Origin of the sequence: Paenibacillus sp. GP183, from assembly GCF_900104695.1 — a bacterium.
Classification (GTDB): Bacteria; Bacillota; Bacilli; order Paenibacillales; family NBRC-103111; genus Paenibacillus_AI.
Genome location: NZ_FNSW01000001.1, coordinates 2,154,426 through 2,174,690 on the forward strand (window position 1 = coordinate 2,154,426; position 20,265 = coordinate 2,174,690).

Genomic DNA, 20,265 nt, shown 5'->3' on the forward strand with positions numbered 1-20,265 from the left:
CGTTAGCACAGCAGGCTACCGAGTTTATCACCGGCAGCCTGCTTGATCTTTGTTATGGAGCTATTTAGCTGAATAGCCATTCTAAAGGTTTATAGAAAAATGAAAAAACCACCCAAAAGTGGTGGTCGTGTTCCCATTAATTATGATGGTTGTCTTTATCTTTTTTGAGTTCCTTAAGTAACGCTTCAATGTTTCGAAGACTTCGACTACTCTTTTGGGAGTTAACCACAAGAATTATGATTGAAACGATTAACAACAACCAAAAGACAACAGATAAAATTGGCATAACTAAAGCCCATATTGGAATTTGCATACCTTGTGCAGGTCCCATTACTATAATCGACCACCTTTTTTTATTATACATCTCTCTGTAAATCCTAGAAGTTCCTTAGCAAATCTAATCTTCTTTAATTGACTGTATTCGACAGTAGAACGAAATAACCTTGTTCTTAGCTAATCTACCCAGTTAGCTGAGCAGGCTGCCGTCGGTAGCTGTCATTGTGATTTAGTGTCCGTCCCTCGGTTTTAAGGGGTTCTCTCACGTATGCTCACTCATTCGCAGGATTTCATCACCTTGGATATACTGATAATCAGTAAAGTAAGCTGGTGAGAGCCCGCTGTTACATTTTTGGGCATGCGGGAATAGAAGAAACGTTTGGAACATTTCCCAAAGACTCTTTTCTACTGCACGCTTCCTCCACCATTTCCCCGGAAGTTCACCATCCCATGGCTCAACGGGTCTATGCCCTTACATTCCATCGTCATACCTGTCCAAGGTGTGGAGACCGATAGCGTTTAGCGGACGGGTCTGTGCCCTTTTCGGATACGAACTCGGTTCTCCGTGCTTTCTTTGTTTGAAATCCTGCGAATGAGTCAATCTACATGGCTTTCAGATGTCTTATGCAGCTTCTATAAAAACGGGACTCACTTTTTCGGGAGAAAACGGTTCTCCCCGCCCAACGATACCGATCAGGATCCGAGCCAGCTTTCCAAGAAGTTTAAATATCGACTGTTGCTTCTTCATTTTCTTGACTTGAACATTGTTTTCATGCATCTGTCGAAAGACGGGATTCGTTCCCACGAGAGTGATCGTAGCCAGATACAGATATTTTCGCAGCTTAGCATCTCCCCGTTTGGAAAGCATGATCTGGCCCTTGCGCTTGCCAGACATGCTTTCGGCAAGATTTAAGCCAGCTTTACGCAATAACTGACGGCCATGGGCATATTGTTTGAGGTCGCCTGCTCCGGAGAGAATAGCTGCGATGAAGATCGTGCCAAGGCCTTTGACCGACCGTAGTTGCTGGGCCATAGGAATTTCATCGAGAAGTTTCCATACTTCCTGTTCCATCTTCTCTAGCATTTCAACGATACTTTCATATTCTTTCAATAACCGCTCTAAATCTTGCTTCGCTTCGCTCAGAGCTGTCGTGTCTCCCACACTCTTCTTCGCCTGAGCGATGAGTTGTGCCGCTTTCTCCATTCCGGTTGAACCGCCCGCTCGCTGCATATGCTCTCTCCAACCGGTGATCACCTCTGATACGGATAGAGATTCTATTTCTAGCGGAGAAGGGAAATGTTTGAGAGTAGCCAGTGATCGTGGGCAGGTCCAATCCTTGAAAACCGACGTGTACTCGGGGAACCGAATGTCCAACCAACGGATGATCCGATTCTGCAGCCGGACGCTATGGGTCACCCAAAATTCCCGATCACTCATAACCGTACGCAACCTTTGGAACACGCTTGTCTGTCGAGTGTAATCGTAGTAGTATCCTCGACAGACGACGTCTGCAATGACAAGCGCGTCCTTGGGATCACTCTTGGATGGACTGTTATCGCGGTTCTCCTTGTTTCGTTTGGTGGTGGCAGGGTTCACCAAAACGACGTTAATGCCTTTGTTTGCAAGCCAATTCGCCAAGTTCCACCAATAGTGTCCGGTGGGTTCCATACCGATGATGACGGTCTTCAGTCGGTGCTTCTGTTGTAATTCATCCATCCAACGTTGTAACTTTTCATAACCTTCAATTGCGTTTTTGAATGTGAGATGTCGCTTAGCAAGAACGATGCCTCGAAAGTTAGTGGCTTGAGCTACATGAATTTCCTTTGCCATGTCAATGCCTACAACGAGCTGAGTTGGGGAAATTCGTTCAATCCGTTGATTTTGTCCGTTGATTTGCTTAAACTTCATAATAAGAGCGCCTCCTTTGATGTTGTTGTGGACAAACCCATCATACCGAGGCGCTTCTTTTTTAGCAAAGGCCATTTCTTAGCCCTTACAGGAATGTTTAGTTCAACAGCTCAGTAGAATATGCGTCATTTCCAGCCGGCACGTTTCAGTATCTCTTTCACAAATTCGCTCTTAGCATTTGTGTATGCCGCACGCTCATTGTGAAATCGTTGTGCAAGTTCTAACTTCAAGTCACCGTACTTTTTGGAGTCATCTGGATGATTCCTCAAATAATCTCGAAACAGGATATGACGTCTAAATTCGGTGTTTTCTACTGTGCACACATATAGGTGATGCCAAGGTACATTATCGGGGGGAATAAAAGGCTCCCGCCCAGAAGTTTCTAAATCGCCTTCATGAACGTAGCCAAGGGTGGCGAGCCTTTGAATAGCAATATGAACATCAGCTTGCGTAGAAACGACCACATCCATATCAACAATCGGCTTAGCTGCTAACCCTGGAACTGATGTACTCCCGACGTGTTCTATCGTGACTACAAGGTCGCTTAAAACCGGAAGAACAAAGTCTCGTAACTTTTCATACAATCGAACCCAAACGGGATCATATTGTACGACTATTACACTTGAGCCCATATAACCCTCCCCATCCCCACAACATGTTTACTGACTATTCGTACAGCTTTTTGCACATTCCTGCCCGTTAAATAGCATCAAAAGTTGAGCAAATCACACCGGTTGAACTTATGAAAACAGTGGTATCAGATCCTCGCATATAACTGGCGGCGAACGTGTGTATTTCACGCGACCGCGGTAGCATACGCCGAGTTATCGGCAACATACTTTTAGCAATATGCTTTTAAGGCGTAAATAAAAAACGGCTGCCAAAGCAAACCACTATTCGCCGCTATCGTTCTCCGATGGAGCGGAATAAAATAGAATGAATATTTTGCTATTATACGAAGAATGACTCCGGATACATTAACTCACCTTGTAAGCTGTTTGTTTTTCCTTGGGTTAATTCATACACCATAAAGACTTCGTCAGATACATTAAACTGTTTTAGTTCGAATCCATATTTTCTCGCTGGTTTAAATCCGAACTTGGGATAATAAGTTGGATGTCCTATCAAAAAAACAAAATCACAACCTAATTCTGTGCATCTATTTAACCCCTCTTGAATTAATATACTACCTATTCCTTTCTTCTGATGACTTGGTAATACTGCAACAGGAGCAAGTACGATAACTTCATGATTTTTTTCTCCGTCAATAACCTCAGCTTACTAAATAAATCATGACCAACTATATGATTATTTCCTTCTGCTACAAGGGACAAATCTGGGATGAATTGTTTAGATAATCTAATTCTTTCAATCAATCTTGATTCATCTTCTCTGTTCTTAAAAGCCAGGTAATTTAACTGAAATACATCATCATAATCACTAACTCTTTCTGTCCTAATTTCCATTGGATATTCACTCCATCCTTTACGTTACATCACTTAATGATTTTACCAGATAGATAGATCATCATTTTGGAAAGTTTCTGTATTATTATTACTCACCTGCCCGTTAGTCTAGTTCATCAAATCTGTTTTGTACATATGAGTATAATCACTTGATATCTAAGTTTAAAAGTTCCTCCATGTACCTTGATAAGGAATTTAAGTGATTTCCAATTCCAATACCTTGAGCCGCTGGTACCATTGATAATTGAGCAGCAACCACTGTTTTGTCAGGGTTCTCTCTAACGATTTGATTCAACCCATTAGTTACTACTTCGATGTACTCTTCCTTTTTACCCTGCATAATTAGATCAAATGTATTTTCTAACAAGACGGATTCTGCTTGAAGCTCCTTTTCCATTATCCTTGCAAAATTAATTAGTTGATCCATTGTGCCTTTCACCGTATTAGGATTTGTAAAAGCCATAATTATTTGTTTGTTTAATTGGCAAATGTTCTGAAACAATGGATCGTCGATTTTAATAATTGGTATAGGATATGAAAGCAGGGTCTCCTGCTGTAAATTCGCAGTAAAAAAAGTACAAGTAATTAAAATAGCGTCTAAGTGACATTTTGCAATCCAGTCGAGAGTATCTTTAATTTTCCTTTGAGCAATCTCATTGGTAAAATCAACATCCGCTTTGATACGGTCTAGACCAGGATCTACAAAGTGAACTATTTCAACATCATAAGGATTTAATGCTCGTTCAATATGCTCAATATTTGAATAATGAGCGTGATAACAACCAATTTTCTTTCGCATGCTCACACCCCCAAGTTTCTAGAAGCATATCAATAGTTGTATTTATTGTAAATCATTTATTTTAACATGAAATCGGAATGTGGATAACTCCAGCCTGTGGATAACCTTCGATTGGACTGCGGTATCTGCTGTCGGGTGTGACGATCCGTTGGACAGTGTGTCCGATTTCACATTGCCAGAGAGATCTACTGATTTATGGCATGCCAAAGAAGCCTGCATTTCTACAGGCTGCTTTCTTTGCTTTGGCGCTGTGAATGAACTGCTAAGCCGTTTGTATGCTGGGCCTGAACCGTTCAGCAAGTGCGATGAACTTCTGATGCATTGTCCTCACGATGACAGCGAGTCCCGGATTGGGAGCAAGACGAACATGCTGATACCGTCCGGAACCCACGACATTGCCGGGAACCCGGATCACGGCCCGGCGGATCGTTTGCACCTCGCATTGTTGCATAGATTCCGGCATCAGTGTTTGTTTAAACCAGACCATCAGGTTGTAGGCAATTGCTTTGATCCAACTGAACAGCAGGTTGCGGAGCATCGAATGTTGGCTGTTTTGCTCTACCGCATAGCCTTCTTTCAGCTCGTCGATGCGATTCTCAATGTTGGCCCGCTTGTTGTAGGAGCGGAGTAACGGCAACGGCTTGAGATCCACATTGGTGACGATCGCCTGAAAGGAATACGTCGTGAGCGTCAGGGTCAACTGGTCATCAGTCGTACGCTCGGTTTCATGGGCTTCCCGGTAGATGACGCAGCGTCTTGCTTGCTCCCAGTTGGTAAGGAGAATCGGGATGTCGGCAGCGGCCCAACGATGGTCTTCGGTCGCAAACGTGATGTCCTCTTGCTTCTCCGCCAGCGTTTCCCAGAATGCCGGATGTTGCTGAAGGTAAGCAATCGCCTTCTTGACGGTTGCTATCTTCGGCAACTTGAAGATGTACTGCCAGCCGCGTTGTTCGGCGTATTCCATAACAGCGGCGTCAGCAAAGCCGCAGTCGGCCCGGATACCTTCGACAATCCATTCCGGCGGCAACATCGCTTCAACTTCCTTGACGAACGATAGTAAATCTTTCATGCCGTTCGTGTTACCGGGATTCAGTTGCAGATGGAGCAGTTCGCCGCTTCCGGCGATGAAAGCAACCCGGATCTTGTAAGAAGGCCGTCCGTGGTAACGCGGATTGTAGCCGTTTGTCGCACCTTCTTGTTCCCCGAATAACGTAATGACCGTATCATCGATGTCGATCCAGACCAGACGCTTTTCGCCCGTTTGCGCTTTGTTTGCCAGTAAATCCCGATTCAAAGCGACGAGCTGAATGAGATGGCTCCAGGAGAGCTTGTTCAAGAAGCCGCGAAAGGTACTTTCGTCAGGAAAACGGTCGATACCGGTAACGATCTGGTAACCCGGATCCGACTGGAGTGCATTCATATGCTGGAAGCGCGTGTGACCGAGCAGTGCGCAGTCCAGCAGTTGATCGACAAGCTTTCCGGCTGGGTAAACACAGTTGGCTTTTTGCTCCAGATGGAAGTGACTTTCGATCAGGGCGTCCAGACCGATAAGTTCCTTGAACCGAGCGAGGAACTGGAAGTTCCCGGCTTCCGTGACGGTGTCGTTGTCGAAGGTGACCGGTCGCAACTTTTTCAGGATATTCTTGATTCGGCGACGCTCCTCGAGAATTTCAATTCGGCGTTCGCGGCGTGTTTTTCGTTCTGGTGCGTGGTTCGTTGTTTGTGGTACCATGTTGCTAGGGACACTCCCTCTCGTCGGTTATTCGTGGTGGTTTAACCTTTGACAAGAGGCTTGCAGTGTCCTGTTTATTTTGCAAAAAAATTAGCAACTTTTTGTGACTAAAAAACCTTGACCCGACACGGATCTATCAACTTTTGACGAGGTTACTTTCCGATTTCATGTTTAACTATATAAGTTGAATTAAAGGTCTTCCAACAATTTCCCTGATTCCATCCTGATACAAAGACGGTCGATTATGTTCAGTGGATCCTTCTTGATCTGTTCCATGAACGTATGCACGTTTTTTCGGATTTCGGCAACTGTATGGTAAAAGACATTATTGACTACATCCGCCTTCAACCATTTCCACAGACCTTCTACGATATTGAGTTCGGGGCTGTACGGAGGTAGAAAAACCAGTTTAAGCCGACCTTGCTGCTCCTTAAGGAATGATTCAAGCAGTTTCGCATGATGAATTCGGGCATTGTCTAGCACCATTACTATTTTGCCTGTAGGGTATGCTGCTACGACTTTCTTCAGAAACACCAAGAACTTATCCGCCGTGTATTCATCATCTTCCTGCCATACGATATGACCCGTCACGTAATTTACTGTAGAAAAAAGCTTTACTCCGCGATGTTTGCCGGTTGTTTTGATGATCCGCTGCTTGCCTTTTTCAAACCATGTATGTTGAAGAGCTTGATAATCACGGATCATGGCTTCATCTTCAAACAATAAATGATCAATTTCGCCGTTTTCGTAATTTTTTTAACTCTGGAAAGGTGTTTTCGACAAACTCTTTTTGCTTCTCTTCGTCAGCGGCAGCTAAGGTATACGTTGGCTTTGTGTAGCTCATACCCAGACGATGCATCATCAAGGAGACTCCTCTGAGGGAGTAGTGCTTCCCAAACTCACGGTTAATGTACTCACTGATTAATTCAAGCGTCCAGTTGAATTTTGCCGTAAATCCAACCTCATGGGGCAGGGATTCGATAATCGTCTTCTTAAGCTCAGTTTGCTGCTCCTTCGTAATTCGTACATTGCGACCCGGAGAGAATTTCATCTGCAATCCATCTAAACCGGATGTTTGATAGTGCTTTAAGTACGTCCTTACCGTACGCTCCGATCTTCCAAGGATGGTGGCAATCAGATTCTTATCGTGTCCAAGCAAATGCAAACGAATGGTCTGGTATCGCTCAAACATTCGACGATCTTTTTCGTGTTTTAATCGTTTCTCAACTTCCTGTAGTTCCTTATTGACTTCCAACTCCATCACCCGTCCATAAGTGGTCTTTACTTATTCAACGTTTGATGGGTAAAAATCCTTTCCATAATCAGGAAAGAGTAAAATTCAACTTATTTAGCTCCGATCATTCAAGACATATATATATACAAAACCCCATATTTTGTGAACATGTTACTGCGGCACCTGCCAAAGCGTGCCAAACAAATAGAAAGGCCCTATTTTGCCACTTCTGAAAATGGCTCGTAGGGCCTTTTGTAGGCTTCTGGAAATGTTTTGTTTATGGACATGCACACAAAAGTGGGTGTTTTGTGCATAAGTGAAGAGCTGCCGCGAGTTTCCTTGTCTTCTGGCCTATCTCGCGATCGTCGCAGACCTTTTATAGAATTTTTGCGTCATCCATAGCAACACTCTACCATCAACCGCATCGCCAAACGTTCTAAATTGTCCCTTAACGGACTATTTTCAACTGAACGTCCAAACTATAACCAATGCTATGCTCTCCAAAGGGTTCTAAGCCACATTCTAACGGTTTTGACGACAGCCGGCCATCATTACTCGTAGGGCATGAAAATATTAGACAATTTCCCCGCCTGATAGTAAGGGTAATCCATCATCTTTTGAATCTTTTTCGCCACATCTATATTCGTTAATGATTCAACAAGGTACAAACCTAAATCAATAGAAGCTGAAACACCTCCGCCCGTGAAAGTATTCCCATCCCGTACAATTCGGGCCTTAACTACCTCTGTGCAATAAGGAATCAACAATTCGTAAGCAGATGGGTTCGTTGTTGCCATTTTACCAGTTAAGAACCCCGCGGCACCTAAAAGTAAAGCACCCGTACAAACAGACACTTTGTACTCTACATTGCGAGCACTTTGGATCCAAGAGACAAACTCTGCATCGTATCTCAGTTCTCTGGTAGGCATACCGCCAGGAATAAATATCAAATCATACTTAGATAGATCTGGGTAAACATGCTTTACCTTTATTGTCATACCACGGTCGTCTGTAATTTCCTCGTGATTTGCACAGAGATCCCACGACACATCTTCTTTAACATTTAGAATTCTTAGCCAAGATACCGCTTCATAAAAGCCGACAAAATCCAATGTTGTCATCTTTTCAAAAAGAATATAAGCTATTTTCATTCCATAACACCTGCCCTTTCATGAATGGAACAAAAAAAGCATTTGATCTAAGATCAAATACTTTGCCCAGGCGAACGGCGTATGAAATATGTGCTTCCTCGTGGTACTCCACGTTTCGCCAGTCACACATACCAAATATTTACTTTATTATAGTCCGAAAAATCTAATATAATCAAGTTAATTTTTACGTTCTCCTGCCAGTTAGGTCAGCAAAGGCTATCGATCATGTCGACTTTAAGTTGTTTATTGAGCAAACGTTTCCGTTAGCTGAATACGCGGCTTCTTCCACCAGGTTCCTGGTGTATCAAGCCGAGGTTCCGATTAATGCATTTGAGATGACCACCAAAGAACTAGTCAAACTTTTTACCGTTGTTTTTTGGGATCAACGCGGTACGGAACAACACCCTGTTGAGATTTCGCATTGGATAACGCCGAGCATTCTCGGAAGGCGAAATGTTTGCAACCCAAGCATTTGTTATAGTCCAGTTGGAGCAAAGAATAGTCAATCGCTTCTCCCGTGTGTGCAAAGAAATGTTCAGCTCCAATAAGTTCATAATGTCCTGTCTTCTTTAATACCTCCAGTGGCTGTGGTAGAATGCCGGAAATCAGCACGATACCGCCTAACTTTTTGAAGTGTTTGACCAAACTAGATAAATTGAATTCACCAGTTGTGTCCATGATTGGCACTTTACCCAACCGAAGAAGTAAGATTTTAGGTCGAAGGTGAATGGTGTCCATTATGGACTTCTCAAACATGTTGGCGGCACCGAAGAAAAGAGGACCTTCGATTGTGTAAATATTGAGCTGTGGGCAATCATGTCCTTCTGTAACCATATGGGCTTTAACCTTTTCCGAGGCGGGATCGGGTAAAACTTTTGCAACGGTTAAAATTCCGCTCATTTGCTTAACAAACATTAACACTGCCAAGATTAAGCCAACTTCAACTGCTGTTGTTAAGTTTGTAAAAACCGTTAATAAAAATGTGATTGCAAGCACGATGGAGTCACTTGTTTTGGTTTTCAGAACATGGGTAAATTCCTTTCGCTCACTCATGTTCCAAGCGACAAACATGAGGATCGGAGCCATGCTGGCAAGTGGAATTTCTGAAGCGTAAGGAGCAAACAAAATAAGAACTAGGAACACCACTACGCCGTGGATGATGCCAGATAAAGGTGATACGGCTCCGTTTTTGATGTTAGTTGCCGTTCTCGCTATGGCTCCTGTTGCAGGAATACCACCAAAGAGGGGAGTGATTATATTAGCGATTCCTTGTCCAATTAACTCACGGTTACTGTTATGACGTTTTCCCGTCATTCCATCTGCTACAACTGCTGACAAGAGCGATTCAATTCCACCTAACATTGCAATTATGAATGCCGGTCGAATTAATGTTCCGATTCGTTCCCACGTTATTTCGGGAATGTGAAAGTCCGGCAAGGAATTCGGTATGGCTCCAAATGAGGAGCCAATGGTTGCGACATGCCCTTTAAAGAACAAAGCTGCAACAACAGTGGATACAATAAGCCCAACTAAAGAACCAGGCACCTTCAGCAAGTACCTCTGTGTAAGTAAGATAACTGCAAAACAAATCACTCCAGTGATCACACTGTAGATACTAGTTGTTTCCAAGTGAGTAATGATCTCTTTCATGTTGGATAAGAAGTCTTCATGTTTATCAATATTTGTTAGACCCAAGAGGTTAGCAATTTGACCGCTGAAAATAATGACTGCGATTCCTGCCGTAAATCCGATTGTCACAGGACGCGGGATAAACTTAATTAAGACACCTAGTTTAAACACCCCCATGAGAACCAAAATAATACCCGCCAAAAATCCAGCAATCAATAAATTTTCATACCCGTACTGCATGACAATCGCAAAAAGGATTGGAATGAACGCACCCGTTGGACCACCGATTTGAAATCTTGAACCACCAAGCAAGGAGATTAAAATCCCGGCAATGATGGTCGTGTAAATACCGTATTCCGGTTTAACACCAGAAGCAATAGCAAACGCCATTCCTAACGGAATGGCTATAATACCGACAATAAGTCCTGAAACAAGATCTTTACGTAAAGAACCTATGTGATAGCCTTCAAACCGTCCTGTCCATTTCATTTGAAAACCTTCTTTTTTGTATATTTGTATATTTGATTATTTGAATATACAGCAAATACTACTACTCCCACAATTAATTCATTTAATTCAAACACGAAAAAAGGGTTTCCGGTATAGTACTTCGGATCGCCAAGTTGTTACTGACTTATTGTTCTTTTCTATTCTTTTCTAATTCCTTCGAGAAGTGAAATGGCATCAACAAGGTGATTATCAAATATCTGCTTCGCCACAGCTAATAAATCTTTAATCAGCGGGTCACGTAATGAATATACCACCGTTGTTCCTTCCTTTAAGCCATACACAACATTTTTATTGCGTAACACCGCCAATTGTTGAGAAACGGCAGAGCCTTCCGAACCCAAAATGCTTTGCAGCTCATTTACATTTTTATTGCCTTCACTCAATACTTCCAGAATACGAATTCGCATTGGATGTGCCAATGCCTTGAAAAAATCGGACTTGAACAGCTGAATATTTTGATATTGGTTCATTACAGTTGCTCTCCTTAATATTCAAACTTTTGAATATATGAATATAATATCAAATTAAACAAAAGTATAAAGTGAAAATTTCTATCAGGTTGACCTCATTTCTTTTAAGTAATAACCGGAAGAACAGAATATAAAAAGCCTGCTCCTGACATATTGTCAAGAACAGGCTGCGATGACAAAGTACTATAGTTTTACAACATTCTCCGCTTGAGGTCCACGTTGGCCTTTAACAACATTGAATTCAACACGTTGCCCTTCGTCCAAAGATTTGTATCCATCGCCTTGAATGGCAGAAAAATGAACGAATACATCATCACCGTTTTCCCTTTGAATGAAGCCAAACCCTTTTTCCGAATTAAACCATTTGACAGTACCTGTTTCCATTAATAGATAACCTCCAAAGTTTTAACATAATGCCCGCCACAAAAATGGGGGTATTTACAGTATATCTCATCAAATACGCAAAACATGTAGAATCTTGTCTTCAAATATATAAGAGATTTAGATCATGAAGTGTTAAACCTTGCATTGCTACATTGGAACACTAACTTAAACATTTGCTTTGCTTTAAGCCCTAAATGTGTTCTGCGGCACAATGCCTCCCGGACGTAAAGGCCGCAACTTTATAAGCTTTCAAATTACTCAAGATGTGATAAACTGTATGTTAAAATATCTTCTTACAAATTACATTTTAACCGTTTGCCGGGGGCTGCAATGACAACACTTAGAGCTAAATTTGAAAAAGAGTTTCTCTTAAACAAGAATCCGATCATAACTGAACTTTTGTTAGATCGTTTTATGAACTTGAGCTCTGAATTTATGTGTATTACCACCCTCGAAGAGGGGCAAATCATTTTTGTGAACCATACTTTCCTTGATCGAGTAGGATACGATAAAGAACACGTTCTTGATTCCTCAGTAGTTTGCTTAAATTTATGGGAGAATCCGAACAATCGTGATTCGTTTATTAAATTGCTGCTCAAAAATGGTTCGGTAGAAGATTTTGAACAAAATTTTCGAGACAAACATGGGCGAATTGTGACCTACATACTTTCGGCTGAAATCATCACTCTCTTTGGGGTAAGCTGCATTCTAACCTTTGGGCGGGATGTGTCTAAAAAAACAAGCTTAGAAGAATTCCATCATATTCAAATGGTGGAAGAGTTGCGGCAAACGGTACAAGCATTGAATGGTCTTATAATAAAAATGAAATTGAGAGAAGATGGTCAGCTTGTATATGTGCTCGCCGAAGGCAAAATAGCGGAGGAAGTAGGTTATACAACAGCCAACAGTTACGGCAAAACAGTGGATGAGTTATTTCCTGGTTTGATGGAAATTGAAGGATCTTATTTCAATCAGGCTTTACAAGGACAAGTCGTGAGTTTTGAGATCGAGCTAGGACAACGAATGTTACTCAAAACACTTTATCCCTACCGTGAACACAACCGAATCACAGGAATTTTAGTCTCAGCTGTAGACATCACTGAACGAAAAAACTTAGAAAGACTGCTTCAAATCTCAGAGCTTAATTCTGCTTTGGGGCAGCTGGCGGCAGGTGCTGCACACGAGATTAGAAATCCACTTACATCTATTCAGGGATTTGTTCAATTGCTTGGAGAAATGACCGAAAAACATGGTCTTATAAAGGGAAAAGAATATGTGAATTTGATATTGACAGAACTAACCCGTATTAATCATCTGGTAACCGAGATGTTATGGTTACAGAAGCCTAAAGAAGACAAACAAGAGCTTTTTAATGTGCTCACTTTAATAAATGAGATTCTTCCCTTAATTAAAATGGAAGCAAACTTGAAGAGTATACAAGTTATTACAGACTTAGACTTGGAAATTATGAACATCGAAGCGAAGCCCAATCTGTTGAAACAAGTGCTCCTGAATTTATGTAAGAACGGCATTGAGGCTATGAACGAAGGTGGCTCACTACATATCTCAGTTTTTCTTGAAGATGATTGGATATCCATTTGTATAAAAGACACCGGTCCAGGAATACCTGTGGAAATAGAACAACAGATATTTAATCCATTCTTCACAACAAAACCGAATGGAAACGGTCTTGGATTATTCATTTCAAGGCAGATCATTTATGAAACAGGCGGAACTCTATCATTGACTTCAGATTCATCAGGAACAACAGCGTGCATAAAATTCAAATCATATTGTAAATTTTATTAGTTGTGGAGTGAAAACTTATGTCTGTTGAAAAAGTGGTACAGCAACAAATTGAGTTTTATAACAATCAGGACTTAGATGGATTTGCAAGTACATATGCAGATGATATTACAGTGCATATATTCCCTGATAATACGATCATTTTAAATGGCAAGCAAGCACTATTTGAAAGGTATACAGAGACATTCAAAAAGAAAATGTATGCAGAAATAAAAAATCGTTCAATTGTTGGCAACAAGGTAATTGATTGGGAAATCGTAACGAATGGTCTAACTGGAGAAAGTACAAGCTTAATGGCAATATACGAAGTAGATGGTAATTTAATTTCAAAAGTTTGGTTCATTCGGGAATAAACCAATGATTACCCCGTGGTTCAGTTCAATAAAAAACGGGTAATAAAACATATGTGGGAAGTGGTATTAATAAATCAATCAGCATTAACGGAAAAACATGATTCCTATGGATTCAATGAAATCCGGGAAGGTTGTTGATTTACCATGAGCACTAAAGAAAGTACGAATCGACCTAGAGATGAAGATCTCTAGATATTGGGTAATTTCTCTTTAATATTTTAAATGAGTAATCGCTTCCCACGAAAAAAAGACCCTACAGTAAAAATCCGTAGGGTCTAAGTTTATTTCAGGTCTTGTAAACAGTGACACGCATTTTATACGCGATTATCACTTCTATCACCTTTAATGAAATACTTCCAAGTTGATCCTTAATTATTGGAATAAGTATTTCAACATCTTCTTCATCGACATTCTCTTCAAAAAAGTAGATCTCGATGATCGGCAGCCTTTTCCTTATGTTTATTGAGCCGTTTGTTTCCGTTAGTACAATAATTTATTTACAGTAATTGATACTGTTGGTTAATATAACGGGTCCTAACTTTTTTGTTATCGAGTTAGAAAGACGTACTTGTATAATAACATTTTCTAACTGTGCTGTTATTTCGTCAAACCTACCAGCCCATGTTGGACCAGCATACTCTTCAGGAGTGGGATAAAGTTTAAAACGCCAGCTAATCTCACTAGGTATAAATGCAAAGCCCTCAAAGCTATCGTAATCCCCAAAAGAGGAGGGTTCGGGAAAATGAAGAACATGAATGCTAATACTTGTACGCGGAGAACCTGCTCTCAGCTTTACTTTGTAGACTAGAGCTACTCCCTTTGCATTGCTGTAGCTATTATTTAATGGATTCAAAACTAAGCTACAAGGAAGAGAAATTGGTGAAGCAGCTTGTGATTGTGTAGGGTTTATAAGAACAGCAAATGAAAGAAATAAAACCAAAATTGATTTATTCATTTATTTCCTCCTGCAATTCATATTGGTTAAAATTTTACCCATAAATTTGTTTGTTATTCGTTAGCGGAACAGGCTACCGAGATTAAACCTGCGGTAGCCTACTGTGGTAATTTATTAAGCTGTCGTGTCCCGTTAGCTGTGGAATGCACACCATTTATGACTCATTAATCGAGTTTGCTATTTGAACTAAAACATCTGCAGTTACTATCTCTAAACGCCTGTCGCTACTCAGGATATACTGCCAACCGTCTTTATCAAAAACCAGCACGTTAAATAATCCATTTATTGGCGTTATACCATATATAGCTTTGGTTCCGTCCTGTAAAGTGTAAGTCTGCATAGTTTCACGTATCCCTGGGAACCCTTTTATTTTATATTTTTGCGGAGTTATCCTAATCATAAAATGAATCTCACCATTATTTTGATTTAGATACTCAACTTCATAATGATTGTTAATCTCATGTTTCAAGTCTTTTGAATAGGTACACCTGCCAAAACGGTGTGTAAATGTAACTGGAGGTTCTATTTTCGGTAATTTAATATCTCGCTGAAAATACTTTTGACATTCCTTTACGGACTCATTTATAGATTTGTAGCCAATATCATAATAAGGTTGTTCGAATGATGGGTTTGACGCAGCATGTAATGAATCTCTACACAGCAAAAATAAAACCATACAAAGCCATATTAATCTCAATTGCATTGCAATCATACCCCTTTGTTTGTTTTGGGTATTATGCCCTTTTATCTAAGATTAAATAACGTTCTTGGTTTAACTATACTGCCCCGTTACCTCCGTTTTATCAACGCAGCATGTGAAAAACAGAAGCTCTCATGGACATAAAGTACCATTATATGATAATGCTTGTGGTTGTTTATGAATTTTCCCTTTTTTTGGGGGAAGAATAATCATGAGGTGATTACACTCAAGCAGCAATTGAATGAGCTCATCCCGTTTGCCGGGATGAGCCGTGATTTTGCCATACATGGAAAACTTGTTCATGTGATCTTTCTTCCTTTCGCTTCTTCTGTTTTCATTTTCATCGCTTCATAATGCTTCGCAACTTCCATGCTAACCTCCGCTATTCTCCCGACGAGCATACTGGGTTCGAGGATGTCGAGCGACCTGCCGTATGGAAGAAGGAAATACGGTACATACGTCGTCAGCGACGGCTGCCCGAGTCTGAAGAGGGCTTCGCCCGGCCGCCGTTCTGCTAAGGAATGCCCGAATAGCCAATGCCTGCAAAGCTCATTCAGCACGTGTTCGTGACCCCGAATCCTTACGTAGACGAGCGATTTCGCATCCAGCGCGTCTGGGAGAAGCGAGCGCATGAGGAAGTCCTTGGCGGAAAAAGCGGCCGGCCGTTCGAAGCGGTGATCCGTCCTTCCCAACTGGACGATGCGGTCTACGCGGAAACTTCGCACCTCCTGCCGCAAGCGGCAAAAACCGACGGCGTACCAGACACCTTTCCAATGCACGATGCCGTACGGATCAAGTCCGCGTCTGCTGACTGCCGGCTCAGGGCCTTTTGCATAGTCCATGTCCAGCGACTGCCCCTGAGCCGCGGCTTCCTCCAGCAGCTGAAGCAGCTCCCGCTGCCTTGCATCGGTCGGCGTCTGAATAACGGCAAGTCCACTTTTATGGCGTTCGATTTGTTCGAATTGTTCCTCATTCGTGTACCGTTTCAGCTTGTCCACTGCGCTGGTCAGTGCATTTGTAAAAGGGTACCCTGCTGCCTGGGCGAAGACCGCCGCGTGCACGAGCGCCTTCTGCTCCTCCAAGTCGAACAGCAGCGGGGCATCGGAAAACTCGCCAAGTATCCGGTAACCCCCATTCGGACCAGAATCCGCAATGATCGGAGCGCCGCTCGCGCACAGCGAATCGATGCAGCGGTACACGGTGCGGATATGGATCTCCAGCGCGTCCGCGAGCTGCTGCGCCGTCATCCTCCGGCCCGAACGAAGCAACCACAGGATCGACAACATGTTATCCGCCTTGGACATACCACCCAACGTCTCCTTTCAACTGATCTCGGAAATGGCAGTGGATTGCTCGATACCTTTATTATAAGGCCGTTTAGGCCAAGGGTGCCAGCCCTTTCTCGACCCAAGTATCGTAAGTCGGACCGTATACTTCCGGCACGCGCAGGCCGGCCTGGCGCATTAGGACGGTCATCTGTCCACGATGATGCGCCTGGTGCATGATCGTATAGCGCAGGGAGCCGCCGTTCGGCCATACTTCGCCGGCGATCGTTTGCGACTCCAGCAGGGTAGTGTCGTTCCACTGTGTCCGCACCGCTTTCAGCAGAGCGCGGCTGATCCGCCGGTACTCCGCCACGATGAACGCCGCGGTGACTGGCGTCTCAACGCCGCCGTCGGGCGCATCGAAGGTGAGCCCCAACGTTGTCATATAGTGCGTCGAACTTACGAGGTGCCACGCGATCTGCCCAAGCGTCCGGCGCCCGTCGGAAACCTCCTGCCCGAGCGAATCGTCCGTCAGGGCCTCCATAACCCTGGCCGTCAGCTCCGCCTCACGTGTCCATTCCGCTGCAAAGTCGTCAATTTTTGTAAACATCCCTATTCCTCCGTTTCGTAATCGGCTGCTGCCTGCCCGGTTTCGTATTGCAAGCACTCCAATGATACTAAATAATCACTGACACATACGGTCAGTGATTTTTTTCATTCATATAAAGTTTCACACGACCTCATTGAACATAATTTCTCCCCGCTCCCTGTGATGCAGCCCCTTCAATAGTTATAAACGCCGAATTACGGTTTAATAGCAAAGATTCTCAATCGTTTATAATCCAAAAACCAAGCACCGTCATAAAATAAATCTTTTTGGGCTTTCGTAGCAACTTTCTCAAATACACTGCTTCGTTCGCTTTCCGACAACTCCTTGAAGAAATCATCAGCAAGTCCATCTAACCAGTGATACAGTCCATCCTTACCATCTTTCATTTTTGTTGAGCGGTCGAAATGAACTGCATAAGTTACACGAAAGCCTTGTTCTTCCAGTAAAGTGCTATATTCAGCGATACTTGGGAAATACCAGGGATTTAAAGTGCTAGCATCAATTCCATAATCTACAAACAATACTTCGCTAATTGCCTGAATTATCGTTTCAACATTACCTTTACCACCAAACTCAGCGACAAATCTGCCGTTATTATTCAAGCTATTCCATACACATGACAACACTTTCTCAGCATTCTTCATCCAATGTAAAGCTGCGTTAGAGAATACAGCATCGAACCGTTCATCAAATGTAAAATCCTCAGCATTGCCAGCGATAAACTTGATTTCTGGATAATTTTTTTGTGCTTTTTTTATCATTGTGTTAGACAAATCCAGACCTGTTACGTCCGCTCCAGTTTTTTTAATTTCAAAAGCTAAATCCCCAGTGCCACAACCTAAATCGAGAATACTTTCCCCTTTTGTAGGGTTTAATAGTTCAACTACACCCTTACCAAATTCGGATACATAACCGAGTTTGTTATCGTACAATTCGGACTTCCAGACATGAACTGAACTCATGATACCATCTCCCAATTTTTGTCTTAGAAGTATTTTCACATTATTCAAACTATAAGTAAAATATATAATACCTATCTTCTTTATAGTTTCATCCTATATATTGAGCCTTGAATCAAAAGATTCCTACATTAAACTGCCCGTTAACGCAACGAAGCTGCCGATCTATTCCGGCAGCCTCGTACTGATTGCTTAAACCTTTGGGTAATCAACTACAATAACATTTTCCAGTATTCCATCCAGCAATTTAACAAATTCCTGATGAACAGGATGCGGACCATATGAACGCAGCGAAGCAAGGTCTTCGAATGTAACCCGTAATCCGAGCGTGTAGCCCTTGATATTTTCCGTTTCTTCAGTTACATTGATGCCTGCACTTATATCAAATATCCCGGGGATACGATCCCGAAACGTGAGCAATTGATCCAGCAATTCCTGATGCTTGGCTGGCGTGACATTAGTATAAAACTTGAATACAACGAGATGTTCATACATCGCTAAATTGCTCCTTTTTATGCTTATCGTTGTGGTGCAATAGTTCTCCGTTAGCGTAGCGTTCATATGTATAGAATTCAGTCACTTGCTAAAAATAACCATCAAGAAGTTTTATCAATTTCAACTGGAACTTCGTTAACATTCGACTGAAGAGGTGTATTTGTTCATGCGTGACATTCATTTAGTTCCAGTTTCCTATTTCCCTTCAGAAAATCTTGAATTCCCCATGGTTGCCGACTCTCAAACCATTACACCAAACGAATTGTTTTACGTAAGGAACCATTTTGAATATCCACAGATTGATATAAACACCTGGAACCTTACGATCGAGGGCTTTGTGGACCGTCCAATTAAATTCACTTATGCAGATTTGAAAGGCATGAATAAGGTAACGCTTGCCGCTACGCTAGAGTGTGCAGATAACAAGCGTTCGCTATTTGAAAAGAAGGCACAAGGTAACCAATTCGGGCTAGGTGCGATCAGCCATGCAGTTTGGGGAGGTGTTCGACTTAAGGATGTATTATACCAAGCAGGAGTATCCCCAGATACAACGGAAATTATTTTTGAAGGATTAGATTCTGGTCAACGAAATGATATGGATGGATGCGTTTTTTTCGAAAGAAGTCTCCCTATTGACAAGGCTTTTCATCCAGATACTTTATTGGCATACGAAATGAATGGTGAACAGCTTGCCGATAAACATGGTTTTCCAATAAGATTAATCGTGCCTGGATGGTATGCAGTTGCGTCTGTTAAATGGCTTCATAGGATCAGAGCTGTAGATGAGCCATTCATGGGACCATTTCAAAGTGTAGATTATGTCATTCTAAAAAAAACAAACGATTATAAACACGCAGAGCCACTACCACCCGTTTTAATAAATTCTTCTGTTGCATCTCCTACAGAAGAGCAAGAGATACCGTTAGGCAAAAACATCATTAACGGGTATGCGTGGGCTGGTTCACAATCGGTCACAAAAGTAGAGATTAGCACGGACGGTGGAAAACACTGGAGCGATGCAAATTTTGTTGACCCTGATGTTCAATATTCATGGAGGCGATGGTCGTTTGAATGGGATGTGCAAAAACCTGGTGAATACACAATCATGAGTAAAGCAACCAATGGTACTGGGGAGGTTCAACCTCTCAAAGCAATATGGAATGCAAAAGGTTATCTAAACAATTCAATACATACCGTACGTGTTCACATAATCGATCCTAAATTGGTAAATAATGTATTGCACTAACGTTTCCGTTAGCCATACATGCAGCGCAAGCGCCGCACCACAGATGATGAAAATGTTTAGAATCCGTCAATACTGCTACTATGGCTGGGAGAGGAAGGTCGATGAACTATGGTGCCTTAGAGCCCATCCGTTAGTCTGACTCCAACGACCACGGTGCATCACAGTTTGTCGCTCCCTTTTGGGAAGCACTCATGGGAGATTAATCCTACTCTGGTTGCTGCACCAGCCTCATTATTATTTTCAGCCTTGATAAGTCTTTGGTACTTTAATTTCATACCTCTTCTCAGGCACAGCCTTTTTTAAAACTACGACAGCA

Annotated in this window: 21 protein-coding genes and 1 riboswitch; of the genes, 3 read left to right on the forward strand and 18 right to left on the reverse strand. The window is 42.2% G+C overall.

Features of this window, described 5'->3' with window-relative positions:
- Positions 1-136 precede the first annotated feature (136 nt).
- The 12 genes from BLV33_RS29290 to BLV33_RS10765 all read right to left on the reverse strand — a co-directional run bounded on the left by BLV33_RS29290 (position 137) and on the right by BLV33_RS10765 (position 11,560).
- Positions 137-331, reverse strand: coding sequence for a hypothetical protein (locus BLV33_RS29290; protein ID WP_090790865.1), 195 nt, complete (start codon positions 329-331; stop codon positions 137-139).
- Positions 332-898: 567 nt separating this feature from the next.
- Positions 899-2,185, reverse strand: coding sequence for an IS110 family RNA-guided transposase (locus BLV33_RS10720; RefSeq protein ID WP_090790867.1), 1,287 nt, complete (start codon positions 2,183-2,185; stop codon positions 899-901).
- A 125-nt stretch (positions 2,186-2,310) separates the two neighbouring features.
- Positions 2,311-2,817, reverse strand: a complete 507-nt coding sequence (locus tag BLV33_RS10725) for a GrpB family protein (RefSeq protein ID WP_090790869.1) — start codon at positions 2,815-2,817, stop codon at positions 2,311-2,313.
- Between the two features lie 319 nt (positions 2,818-3,136).
- Positions 3,137-3,454, reverse strand: a complete 318-nt coding sequence (locus BLV33_RS29960) for a GNAT family N-acetyltransferase (RefSeq protein ID WP_366414852.1) — start codon at positions 3,452-3,454, stop codon at positions 3,137-3,139.
- The gene (locus BLV33_RS29965) at positions 3,376-3,651 is read right to left on the reverse strand and encodes a GNAT family N-acetyltransferase (protein ID WP_253187029.1); all 276 of its coding nucleotides are present in this window, start codon (positions 3,649-3,651) and stop codon (positions 3,376-3,378) included. The genes BLV33_RS29960 and BLV33_RS29965 overlap by 79 nt, the downstream gene beginning before the upstream one ends.
- A gap of 145 nt (positions 3,652-3,796) precedes the next feature.
- Positions 3,797-4,450: a hypothetical protein gene (locus BLV33_RS10735; protein ID WP_090790872.1), complete on the reverse strand. Its 654-nt coding sequence runs from the start codon at positions 4,448-4,450 to the stop codon at positions 3,797-3,799.
- Positions 4,451-4,712: 262 nt separating this feature from the next.
- On the reverse strand, positions 4,713-6,182 hold the full coding sequence (locus BLV33_RS10740) for an IS1380 family transposase (RefSeq protein ID WP_090790874.1): 1,470 nt from the start codon (positions 6,180-6,182) through the stop codon (positions 4,713-4,715).
- Positions 6,183-6,371: 189 nt separating this feature from the next.
- A protein-coding gene (locus BLV33_RS10745) for an IS630 family transposase (RefSeq protein ID WP_253187030.1) occupies positions 6,372-7,443 on the reverse strand; the annotation gives its coding sequence in 2 pieces (ribosomal slippage) (positions 6,372-6,929 and positions 6,931-7,443; 1,071 coding nt in all).
- Between the two features lie 524 nt (positions 7,444-7,967).
- Positions 7,968-8,567, reverse strand: a complete 600-nt coding sequence (locus BLV33_RS10750; RefSeq protein ID WP_090790876.1) for a DJ-1/PfpI family protein — start codon at positions 8,565-8,567, stop codon at positions 7,968-7,970.
- A 57-nt stretch (positions 8,568-8,624) separates the two neighbouring features.
- Positions 8,625-8,703, reverse strand: a riboswitch (ZMP/ZTP riboswitch).
- 227 nt (positions 8,704-8,930) lie between these two features.
- The gene (sulP, locus tag BLV33_RS10755; protein ID WP_090790878.1) at positions 8,931-10,685 is read right to left on the reverse strand and encodes a SulP family inorganic anion transporter; all 1,755 of its coding nucleotides are present in this window, start codon (positions 10,683-10,685) and stop codon (positions 8,931-8,933) included.
- A 158-nt stretch (positions 10,686-10,843) separates the two neighbouring features.
- Positions 10,844-11,176, reverse strand: coding sequence for an ArsR/SmtB family transcription factor (locus tag BLV33_RS10760; RefSeq protein ID WP_090790880.1), 333 nt, complete (start codon positions 11,174-11,176; stop codon positions 10,844-10,846).
- Between the two features lie 183 nt (positions 11,177-11,359).
- A complete protein-coding gene (locus BLV33_RS10765; protein WP_090790883.1) occupies positions 11,360-11,560 on the reverse strand; it encodes a cold-shock protein in 201 nt (66 codons plus the stop codon).
- Positions 11,561-11,890: 330 nt separating this feature from the next.
- Here BLV33_RS10765 and BLV33_RS10770 point away from each other — a divergent pair, with 330 nt between their 5' ends.
- Together BLV33_RS10770 and BLV33_RS10775 are read left to right on the forward strand one after the other, a co-directional pair.
- The gene (locus BLV33_RS10770; RefSeq protein ID WP_090790885.1) at positions 11,891-13,369 is read left to right on the forward strand and encodes an ATP-binding protein; all 1,479 of its coding nucleotides are present in this window, start codon (positions 11,891-11,893) and stop codon (positions 13,367-13,369) included.
- Positions 13,370-13,386: 17 nt separating this feature from the next.
- Positions 13,387-13,719 (forward strand): nuclear transport factor 2 family protein, encoded by a 333-nt coding sequence (locus tag BLV33_RS10775; protein WP_090790886.1) that lies wholly within the window; start codon positions 13,387-13,389, stop codon positions 13,717-13,719.
- A gap of 493 nt (positions 13,720-14,212) precedes the next feature.
- Here the strand turns inward: BLV33_RS10775 and BLV33_RS10780 are convergent, their stop codons facing one another.
- The 6 genes from BLV33_RS10780 to BLV33_RS10805 form a co-directional block, all read right to left on the reverse strand.
- Positions 14,213-14,674: a YoqH family protein gene (locus BLV33_RS10780; RefSeq protein ID WP_090790888.1), complete on the reverse strand. Its 462-nt coding sequence runs from the start codon at positions 14,672-14,674 to the stop codon at positions 14,213-14,215.
- A 154-nt stretch (positions 14,675-14,828) separates the two neighbouring features.
- Positions 14,829-15,377: a hypothetical protein gene (locus BLV33_RS10785; RefSeq protein WP_090790891.1), complete on the reverse strand. Its 549-nt coding sequence runs from the start codon at positions 15,375-15,377 to the stop codon at positions 14,829-14,831.
- 296 nt (positions 15,378-15,673) lie between these two features.
- Positions 15,674-16,678, reverse strand: coding sequence for a helix-turn-helix transcriptional regulator (locus BLV33_RS10790; RefSeq protein ID WP_090790894.1), 1,005 nt, complete (start codon positions 16,676-16,678; stop codon positions 15,674-15,676).
- A 73-nt stretch (positions 16,679-16,751) separates the two neighbouring features.
- Complete coding sequence (locus BLV33_RS10795; RefSeq protein WP_090790896.1) at positions 16,752-17,249, reverse strand: DinB family protein; 498 nt, start codon at positions 17,247-17,249, stop codon at positions 16,752-16,754.
- Positions 17,250-17,443: 194 nt separating this feature from the next.
- Positions 17,444-18,211 (reverse strand): class I SAM-dependent methyltransferase, encoded by a 768-nt coding sequence (locus BLV33_RS10800; protein ID WP_090790898.1) that lies wholly within the window; start codon positions 18,209-18,211, stop codon positions 17,444-17,446.
- A gap of 189 nt (positions 18,212-18,400) precedes the next feature.
- Positions 18,401-18,703, reverse strand: a complete 303-nt coding sequence (locus tag BLV33_RS10805; protein ID WP_090790901.1) for a Dabb family protein — start codon at positions 18,701-18,703, stop codon at positions 18,401-18,403.
- A 166-nt stretch (positions 18,704-18,869) separates the two neighbouring features.
- Here BLV33_RS10805 and BLV33_RS10810 point away from each other — a divergent pair, with 166 nt between their 5' ends.
- Positions 18,870-19,949 carry a sulfite oxidase gene (locus BLV33_RS10810; protein WP_090790903.1) on the forward strand — a complete coding sequence of 360 codons (1,080 nt, stop codon included), beginning with the start codon at positions 18,870-18,872 and terminating at the stop codon, positions 19,947-19,949.
- Positions 19,950-20,265 lie beyond the last annotated feature (316 nt).

Bases quoted from the DNA above. Each gene is read 5' to 3' on its own strand.
- sulP (WP_090790878.1), bottom strand. From the start codon at position 10,685: ATGAAATGGACAGGACGGTTTGAAGGCTATCACATAGGTTCTTTACGT.
- BLV33_RS10805 (WP_090790901.1), bottom strand. From the start codon at position 18,703: ATGTATGAACATCTCGTTGTATTCAAGTTTTATACTAATGTCACGCCA.
- BLV33_RS29290 (WP_090790865.1), bottom strand. From the start codon at position 331: ATGGGACCTGCACAAGGTATGCAAATTCCAATATGGGCTTTAGTTATG.
- BLV33_RS10720 (WP_090790867.1), bottom strand. From the start codon at position 2,185: ATGAAGTTTAAGCAAATCAACGGACAAAATCAACGGATTGAACGAATT.
- BLV33_RS10795 (WP_090790896.1), bottom strand. From the start codon at position 17,249: ATGTTTACAAAAATTGACGACTTTGCAGCGGAATGGACACGTGAGGCG.
- BLV33_RS10765 (WP_090790883.1), bottom strand. From the start codon at position 11,560: ATGGAAACAGGTACTGTCAAATGGTTTAATTCGGAAAAAGGGTTTGGC.
- BLV33_RS10790 (WP_090790894.1), bottom strand. From the start codon at position 16,678: ATGTCCAAGGCGGATAACATGTTGTCGATCCTGTGGTTGCTTCGTTCG.
- BLV33_RS10735 (WP_090790872.1), bottom strand. From the start codon at position 4,450: ATGCGAAAGAAAATTGGTTGTTATCACGCTCATTATTCAAATATTGAG.
- BLV33_RS10780 (WP_090790888.1), bottom strand. From the start codon at position 14,674: ATGAATAAATCAATTTTGGTTTTATTTCTTTCATTTGCTGTTCTTATA.
- BLV33_RS10810 (WP_090790903.1), top strand. From the start codon at position 18,870: ATGCGTGACATTCATTTAGTTCCAGTTTCCTATTTCCCTTCAGAAAAT.
- BLV33_RS10740 (WP_090790874.1), bottom strand. From the start codon at position 6,182: ATGGTACCACAAACAACGAACCACGCACCAGAACGAAAAACACGCCGC.
- BLV33_RS10760 (WP_090790880.1), bottom strand. From the start codon at position 11,176: ATGAACCAATATCAAAATATTCAGCTGTTCAAGTCCGATTTTTTCAAG.
- BLV33_RS29965 (WP_253187029.1), bottom strand. From the start codon at position 3,651: ATGGAAATTAGGACAGAAAGAGTTAGTGATTATGATGATGTATTTCAG.
- BLV33_RS10800 (WP_090790898.1), bottom strand. From the start codon at position 18,211: ATGAGTTCAGTTCATGTCTGGAAGTCCGAATTGTACGATAACAAACTC.
- BLV33_RS10775 (WP_090790886.1), top strand. From the start codon at position 13,387: ATGTCTGTTGAAAAAGTGGTACAGCAACAAATTGAGTTTTATAACAAT.
- BLV33_RS10770 (WP_090790885.1), top strand. From the start codon at position 11,891: ATGACAACACTTAGAGCTAAATTTGAAAAAGAGTTTCTCTTAAACAAG.
- BLV33_RS10785 (WP_090790891.1), bottom strand. From the start codon at position 15,377: ATGCAATTGAGATTAATATGGCTTTGTATGGTTTTATTTTTGCTGTGT.
- BLV33_RS10750 (WP_090790876.1), bottom strand. From the start codon at position 8,567: ATGAAAATAGCTTATATTCTTTTTGAAAAGATGACAACATTGGATTTT.
- BLV33_RS10725 (WP_090790869.1), bottom strand. From the start codon at position 2,817: ATGGGCTCAAGTGTAATAGTCGTACAATATGATCCCGTTTGGGTTCGA.